The 7,258-nt window shown below is 37.1% G+C and carries 6 protein-coding genes and 1 tRNA gene; 4 read left to right on the plus strand and 3 right to left on the minus strand.

Annotation, left to right across the window (positions count from 1 at the left end):
- The coding region (locus tag AC1DPQ_RS12565) for an outer membrane beta-barrel family protein (RefSeq protein ID WP_477609548.1) at positions 1–1,940 on the plus strand (1,940 nt) is incomplete at its 5' end.
- A gap of 141 nt (positions 1,941–2,081) precedes the next feature.
- On the opposite strand, the gene AC1DPQ_RS12570 is transcribed toward AC1DPQ_RS12565, so the two are convergent.
- Complete coding sequence (locus AC1DPQ_RS12570) at positions 2,082–2,564, minus strand: GNAT family N-acetyltransferase (RefSeq protein ID WP_477579575.1); 483 nt, start codon at positions 2,562–2,564, stop codon at positions 2,082–2,084.
- Between the two features lie 216 nt (positions 2,565–2,780).
- Here AC1DPQ_RS12570 and AC1DPQ_RS12575 point away from each other — a divergent pair, with 216 nt between their 5' ends.
- The gene (locus AC1DPQ_RS12575) at positions 2,781–3,383 is read left to right on the plus strand and encodes a hypothetical protein (protein ID WP_477579577.1); all 603 of its coding nucleotides are present in this window, start codon (positions 2,781–2,783) and stop codon (positions 3,381–3,383) included.
- Positions 3,384–3,453: 70 nt separating this feature from the next.
- On the opposite strand, the gene AC1DPQ_RS12580 is transcribed toward AC1DPQ_RS12575, so the two are convergent.
- A complete protein-coding gene (locus tag AC1DPQ_RS12580; protein WP_477609550.1) occupies positions 3,454–5,058 on the minus strand; it encodes a S41 family peptidase in 1,605 nt (534 codons plus the stop codon).
- A gap of 315 nt (positions 5,059–5,373) precedes the next feature.
- On the opposite strand from AC1DPQ_RS12580, the gene AC1DPQ_RS12585 reads away from it, so the two are divergent.
- Entirely contained in the window at positions 5,374–5,820 is a 447-nt protein-coding gene (locus AC1DPQ_RS12585; protein WP_477579580.1) for an SRPBCC family protein, read from the plus strand.
- A 254-nt stretch (positions 5,821–6,074) separates the two neighbouring features.
- Complete coding sequence (locus AC1DPQ_RS12590) at positions 6,075–7,082, plus strand: hypothetical protein (RefSeq protein ID WP_477579582.1); 1,008 nt, start codon at positions 6,075–6,077, stop codon at positions 7,080–7,082.
- A gap of 38 nt (positions 7,083–7,120) precedes the next feature.
- Here the strand turns inward: AC1DPQ_RS12590 and AC1DPQ_RS12595 are convergent.
- Positions 7,121–7,193, minus strand: a tRNA-Phe gene (locus AC1DPQ_RS12595).
- Positions 7,194–7,258: the final 65 nt, after the last annotated feature.

Consider the following 7,258-nt stretch of genomic DNA (forward strand, 5'->3'; position numbering starts at 1 on the left):
GGACGATGGACGATAACATTGTGCTGAAAGGTAAAAAAGGAATCAACGTGATGATCGATGGTAAGATGAGCTATATGACGGGCGTGGAATTAACCACTTACCTCAAATCGCTACCTGGATCGGTGTTAAGCAAAATCGAACTGATTTCTAACCCTCCATCCTCTTTCGATGCTGCTGGCACAGCGGGGATCATCAACATTAAACTCAAAAGAAATAAAATGCAGGGCTTTAATGGGAACCTGAATATGGGTGGTGGTTACGGCCGTTATGAAAAAGTTTATGTTGGTACCAACCTGAATTACAATATCGGTAAGGTGAGTACCTATGTACGCTTAAACGCCGGACACTATAATTCATACAACAGGTTAACTTTAAACAGAACAATTGGCGATGAACAATATAACCAGCTTAATTTCTGGCACCCGGTAACCAACAGCTTAAATTATTCTACCGGTGYTGATTATTTTATCAATGAGAAACATACCTTAGGCTTAATGGTAAAAGGCTTTACCGCACCTGAAGAAACCAAGGTAAACAGCAATTCGGTAAATTATAATGCAGCGGGTATAAAAATGGGCGGAACATCGATGTTTAATCCGCAAAGTAATACCGAAAAAAACCATGCACTTAACTTAAACTACCGTTTCAAAATAGATACATTGGGCGGTGAACTGGGTTTTGATGCCGATTATGTTCAATACGACAACAGCAAGAATGAAACCTTTACCAATAATTACCTCGATGCCAGTGATCAGCTGATCGGCAATCCAATCGATTTACGTAATAAAGGTATGGGCAACGTTTCTATTTATTCCATTAAGGCCGATTATAGCTTAAATTTTTCAAAAACATTAAAAATGGAAACTGGCTGGAAAAGCAGCTGGGTAAAATCGCAGAGCGATGTACGTTTCGATTCGCTAAAAACCGCTGGCTGGATTAACGATCCGCGCCGAACCAACGCCTTTTTATACAATGAAAACATCAATGCAGGTTATCTTTCTTTAGATCAGAGCTTCAAAAACCTACAGATCAAAGCAGGTTTACGTGCAGAACAGACTTTGGGCAATGGCAGTTCATCGGGCACCAATACGCTGATTGACAGGAAATACTGGAAACTTTTCCCAACGCTATTTATCTCTTTAAAACTGGATTCGAACAACCTTGTAACGGCAGCCTACCGAAAAAGTATTAACAGGCCATCATACAGCAGTTTAAATCCCTTTACCTTTTATACCGACCCCTATACTGCCATACAGGGAAACCCATTATTACAGCCATCTTACGCCAATAGTTTTGAATTTAATTACTCGATTAAAAATTTCAGGGTACTAACGTTGAGTTATTCGGTAAGTAATGGCGCGATGTGGGAAGTGATTTATCAGGACAATAGCACAAAAGAAAGTATCTCCCGGCCAGAAAACCTGAACCGTACAACAAATTTTTATATGGCCACCGGAAGTCCTTTTGATGTAACCAAATGGTGGAACAACAGTACAGAAGTTTCTGTTGGTTATAACCGAACCACATCGGCAGTACAGGGAAATGGCTATAATGCTTTCTCGTGGAACTGGTCTGTTATGTCGGATAATACCATCACTTTGCCCAAAAACTACAGTTTAACGGTGTATGGTTATTACGATTCTCCTTCTATTTCTGGTTTATTCCGCAGTTTAGGAAATTATCAGCTCAATGTTGGCGCTAAAAAGTCATTCTGGAACAAAAATGCAACGTTGGCCTTAAAAGTAAACGATATCTTTAATACCAGTAAATTCAGAGCCAATCTGGCGTACAATAACATTAAAACCTATTGGCAGAACGAATGGGAAAGCCGTAGGATAAACTTAAGTTTCACCTATAAATTCGGGAACATGAAAATCAAAACTGCCCGCAGCAGGCAAACCGGAACAAGCGATGAGGAAAGCAGAGTCGGCAAAAATTAAGATTAAAGGGTTAACTGTATAAATCGGTTAACTGGTTAATTGAGCTTGATTTATCAATTCCAACAATTAACCAGTTTCAACTTGAGCTGTATTTCTCGATTTCAACAGTTAACCGATTAATCAGTTTGAACAATTAACCAATTATAAGATCAGTAGCATCCAAACATTACAGGCAAAATGGCCTGAATTACCCAATGGAGCTGCGATTTTTTTAAATCCTGCCTTTTCGTACATCTCAATTGCCCTTTTAAGATCGGGAAACGATTCAAGGTAAATCTCATTATAACCAAAGTGCTGCGCCGACTCTATACTTTTCTCCATGAGCATTTTGCCAATCCCTTTTCCGCGCGAAGATGCCGAGGTGTACAATTTAACCAGCTCAACACAACCATCTGGCAAGCCTTCGGTCGGGTAAATACCACAACCGCCAACAATAAGCCCATCTTCTTCAGCTAACCAATAAGCCGATTGGGGGTGTTCGAAAACTGTAGAGAGCTCATCGGTTGTAGGATCGGTGTAAACCGTGCCCGGCTTGTCTATTTTAAATTCTCTTAAAACAGTCCTGATCATTTCAGCTGTTGCAGTATTATCCTGTGCAGTTATCCTACGGATGGTAATGGCCATGTCTTTTGTTTTTTTGTAAAGTTAATGGTTTAGGTTAATTGTTTAAATTGATAGATTGTTAAATTGTTCTTATTTGATCTTTAGTTAACCGGTTTAAACAATTAACCGCTTAAGCAATTAACCTATCTAAAATAGATTTATTATTTTGGCGTTATGTTTGCAGTACATAAATATCCAAATTTTTGGATACTTATGCTATCACTTAACACACATAAAATGAAACAAAGATTATTAGTATGCCTTTTAACTGTTGGCCTTTTTGGCTGTGGAATAAACAGACAGGCACAGCAGATAAAAGCCCTGGAAGACTGCACCTATAAAATTACAGGCGTACAACAGGTATCGATTGCAGGTACAGATGTTAAAAAGTTAATGGACCAGCAAAGTTTTAGCTTAACCAGTTTGCCTGGGGTTGCATTGGGGTTGTTAAGAAAAGACATTCCTTTAAAAGCTAATCTGAATTTAGAAATAACCAACCCATCAAGCAATTTAGCGGCCATAAACCAGTTTGAATATAAGATATTGGTTAATAATACCGATTTGGCAGAAGGCATTGTTAATCAAAATGTGAGCATTGCTCAAGGTCAAACAGTTACTGTTCCGGTACAACTGGTAAGCAACATTTACGGGTTAGTATCTAACGGCAATGTTTTTAACGATATTATCAAGGCTGCTCAGAAAGGATCAGCTTCAAAAGATGAAAAATTAGGTTTATTAACCATTAAAATAAAACCGACCTTTATGCTGGGCAATACACCTGTTAAATATCCAGGTTACATTACCATCAATAAAGATATCAGTAGTAAAATATTATTGTAAATACCACCATAAATAAAAATGCCCGCTTAATTAAATATGTTAAGCGGGCATTTTTATTGAAAAGCTTTTATTAAAATTTCTTATCAGGCGTCATTACCATCCCCTTAAATCCTTTTGGATCTAACTTTTCATCTAAGACTCTCAGTTCTGCTACTGATAGTTTTGGAACAGCCGTTGTCGTTGTACTTAAACTAGCCGTTTTTGCAGCTGTAGTTACAAAATTCCCGTTCTTTGCATACAATAATGCATAAGCCAACAAAGTCTCCGTTTCATCGCCCCATGCCTTACTTAAATCCTCTGCTGATTCTTTATCAACTGTAAGGCCAGAATAGTAGCCACCAACGCCAAGTTTATTTTTGGTTTCAAATTCTGGAATATACATATCCACCTTATCTATTCTAATCAGGAAGAAACCAACAGGTTTACCATAAGTTGTTCTACCAATCAGTTTTACATCCATTACAGGCTTTAAACTGTTAATGGTTAACTCGCTTGCCGAGGCTGTTGATCCAGTTACTATAAAATAAACTCTGTTTAATGCTAAACTACCTGATTTTGCAAATTTCTCTATATTATCGGTAGCTGTAGGCGAATAATTTAAATCGGCATAAGTGGCATACTTTCCGTTTACACCTGTTGTAAAAGTCTGTAATTTACCAGCATCATCTAACAGCGGTTGGTGTGCCAAAACCGAGGCTTTGCGCTGAGCTGTGGTGATCGATTGTAGGTAGTTATTGTAATAAGAAGTAAACATCGTATTGCCGTTTTCTCCTGCCGGTGCTACTAAATTAATAATCTGGGTAGCTGTTGAAACATAACCACCACCGTTATAACGTAAATCAATAACCAATTCACTTACTCCCTGGGTAGCAAAATTAGAAAAAACTGTACTTATTGCTGTAGAAGCATTATTGGTGAAACTATTAAATACAATGTAACCAACTTTTTTAGTGCCAACTGTATAAACATTGGTAAATAATATCGGATTAACAGTATATAGGCTACTAGATATAACAGCTGTTTTGGGGTTGCCGCTCATATCATTGAAAGCCAAAGTCACCGTGGCATTCGTACCAAAAATGGCACTATTTAAAAAATTAAGTGCTCCAGGATAGGTCAGATCTGTTCTTCCATTTACACTGGTTATCCTGCAGCCACGTGTTAAACCCTGCTGTGCTGCCGGTGAGCTGGGATAAACATATTTTACCCTTAAGTCTGTAAAGCTATTATAATTATATTGAACAGAAAAACCGTAATCATTGGCAGAGCCATTTACATCTGCTTTAAGCGCTCCTGTTTTACCTGTTGTAGCTGCCGTATAGTCGAAGAACGAATATTTAGGTTCGGTGGTGGAAGTGCTGACATATTCATATGGTTTTCCTGTTGCCGGATCTAAAGAATATTGTGTCATAGCGTATAACTCAGCTTCATTCGAACTAAATCCGCGCGGATTAAACACTTCATAAGTTGGTAGCGAAGTGTTCCAATAATAAAGTTCTTTACCGTATAAAAAGATAGAATCTTTAGTCAATTCATCCCGCGTTCCGGTAGGCGTAGTAACAACTGGTGGGGTTATAGGCTCATCGGGCGCAGGACTGCTCTTTTTGCAGCCGGTAATGGCCCCAAAGCTTAAAAAACCTAGTGTAACCAGGTAAAGGAATCTCTTATTTCTCATGGAAATTATTGTAACATTATCTTATATATTTACTGGGGCAATGGTTATTTGTTCAGAAAGAAACTTTATTTACCAACAAACTAAATTTAATTCAAAATATTGTGCTGTTAAGCATATGTATCAGTGAATTACGTAAATCTACCGATTATATTACTTTTTACTGAAATATTTAGCAAATTTTAACAAGATCTACCAAACCGGTGTCGCAATGTTAGTCCTTATGCCCCCATAAATTGTCGCCTTTGCACCGCTTAAGTCAATCAATTCCGCCGCAAATTTGTTATACTAAATTATCTGATTTAAAAACCAGGAACCATGGAAAAGATCGAATTTAAAACCACAATTAACGCCCCAGCAGAAAAAGTTTGGAATACGCTGTTTGGCGTAGAAACCTACCCCATGTGGACAGCTGTTTTTATGGAAGGATCGCGTGTAGAAACCGATTGGAAAAAAGGAAGTAAGGCCCTGTTTCTGGGTAATAACGGGGATGGAATGGTAGCTGTAATTCAGGATAATATCCCTAACCGGTATATGTCTATCAAACACCTGGGCGAAATAAAAGACGGAAAAGAAACCCTGCACAATTGGGGGGAATCGTTCGAAAATTATACCCTCGAAGAAGAAGACGGCAAAACAGAGCTTATTGTAGATATGGACATTATCAAAGAATGGCTTGATTATTTCGAAAAAACCTGGCCAAAAGCTTTAGATAAAGTTAAAGAAATAGCCGAAAAAAGAAGTGAATATCATGTGGAGACATAAAAATCGATGGGCCTCTGGATAAAACGGAGGCTTTTTTTTGTAAACGGAATATCAGATCAAAAAATCATGCCCGATCGGGAACAAAAGACAGCCAAAACTTAGAAATGATTCCCAAACGGGTATAACATTTACTATAAAATTTCACAAGAATGCCGCAATCTCGAACTATTCCTCTGACTTACCCTTGGTAGTAGACCCCGAGTAATATTTGGTTTAAAAAATTCAAACTGATAGATTTATGCAAAATCGACAATATGAATTTCTCAGATTCTGAAGAATTACGGTCAATATTATGGCCAAGAGTAGAAAAACCACTGCTAAAAGGTTATTTTGGAGGCGTCTTTAATAAAGAACACAACAAATTTTATGCTGCAACTTTAACAAAAATATCGGAAATAGATTATGACGATTTTGAATATCATCATGATCTATTTCATGGTTATACCTCATTGTTCTATGATTTTAAACAGGCAAAAAATTTCATTACTCCTGATTCCTGGCAAAGCAAATCAACCCGTGAGCTTATTGATGAAAAAGTATATACCTATTTTTCGGTTTCCTTTACGGGCATGTTCTTTGAAGGCGAGTGGTTTATTTTAAAAAGCCTTACCTTTTATGGTAATCAGAAAGATGAAATTGAAGTTAGAGATGATATTCAAAAACCGTGTAACAATGCCAATTTTTGGCATGATTGCTTGTTTCTTCCGAACGTACCTCTCCAGCATGATGTACTAGGCAAAACGGTTACCTTAAGAGATATACAGTTCGAAGAATTTAAAGATTCACCCTACTTAGTAGCCATTTTAAAGCAGGAAAAAAAAGAAAAAATAAACAGAGCTTTTGCAAATTATTGCGACGAAGAGTTTATTAAACCATTTTTTGAAGAGATTCGAATAACTTTTCCATCAGAATATACAGAACTATGCCCGTTAAGAATTAACTATCCTATGATTTTTCCTGTGCATAAAAAACAGGTTATTTTTTGTGCACTTGTAGCCGATTATCAGAATAAATGGCGATTAAGGTATTATTTGCTAAACATGGAGGATAGGCAATTTTATGAGTGGGTGTATTTTAAGAATGATGAACATGATTTCTCCTTTTTCTACAGCGATTTAATCATAAATAATCTAAAGACCATTTCAAATTGGGACGAAGATGATTTTCTTGATTCATCGTGCACGATGGATGATGATTTTTTTTGGAAAGAATATGTTTTCAAAAAAGAAGATAACAGTTTCTTCTTTTTAAAATTACTTTAAAAAATAAAAGCCTTACATTTCTGTAAGGCTTTTAGAAGTGGTGCCACCTGGATTCGAACCAGGGACACAAGGATTTTCAGTCCTTTGCTCTACCGACTGAGCTATGGCACCCTCTTTTGGGATTGCAAATGTAGCATTCTTTTTTTCAAATCCAAAAAAGGATTTTAGATTTATTC

Source organism: Pedobacter sp. 01T416_2, from assembly GCF_056398925.1.

Bases quoted from the DNA above. Each gene is read 5' to 3' on its own strand.
- AC1DPQ_RS12585 (WP_477579580.1), top strand. From the start codon at position 5,374: ATGGAAAAGATCGAATTTAAAACCACAATTAACGCCCCAGCAGAAAAA.
- AC1DPQ_RS12575 (WP_477579577.1), top strand. From the start codon at position 2,781: ATGAAACAAAGATTATTAGTATGCCTTTTAACTGTTGGCCTTTTTGGC.
- AC1DPQ_RS12590 (WP_477579582.1), top strand. From the start codon at position 6,075: ATGAATTTCTCAGATTCTGAAGAATTACGGTCAATATTATGGCCAAGA.
- AC1DPQ_RS12580 (WP_477609550.1), bottom strand. From the start codon at position 5,058: ATGAGAAATAAGAGATTCCTTTACCTGGTTACACTAGGTTTTTTAAGC.
- AC1DPQ_RS12570 (WP_477579575.1), bottom strand. From the start codon at position 2,564: ATGGCCATTACCATCCGTAGGATAACTGCACAGGATAATACTGCAACA.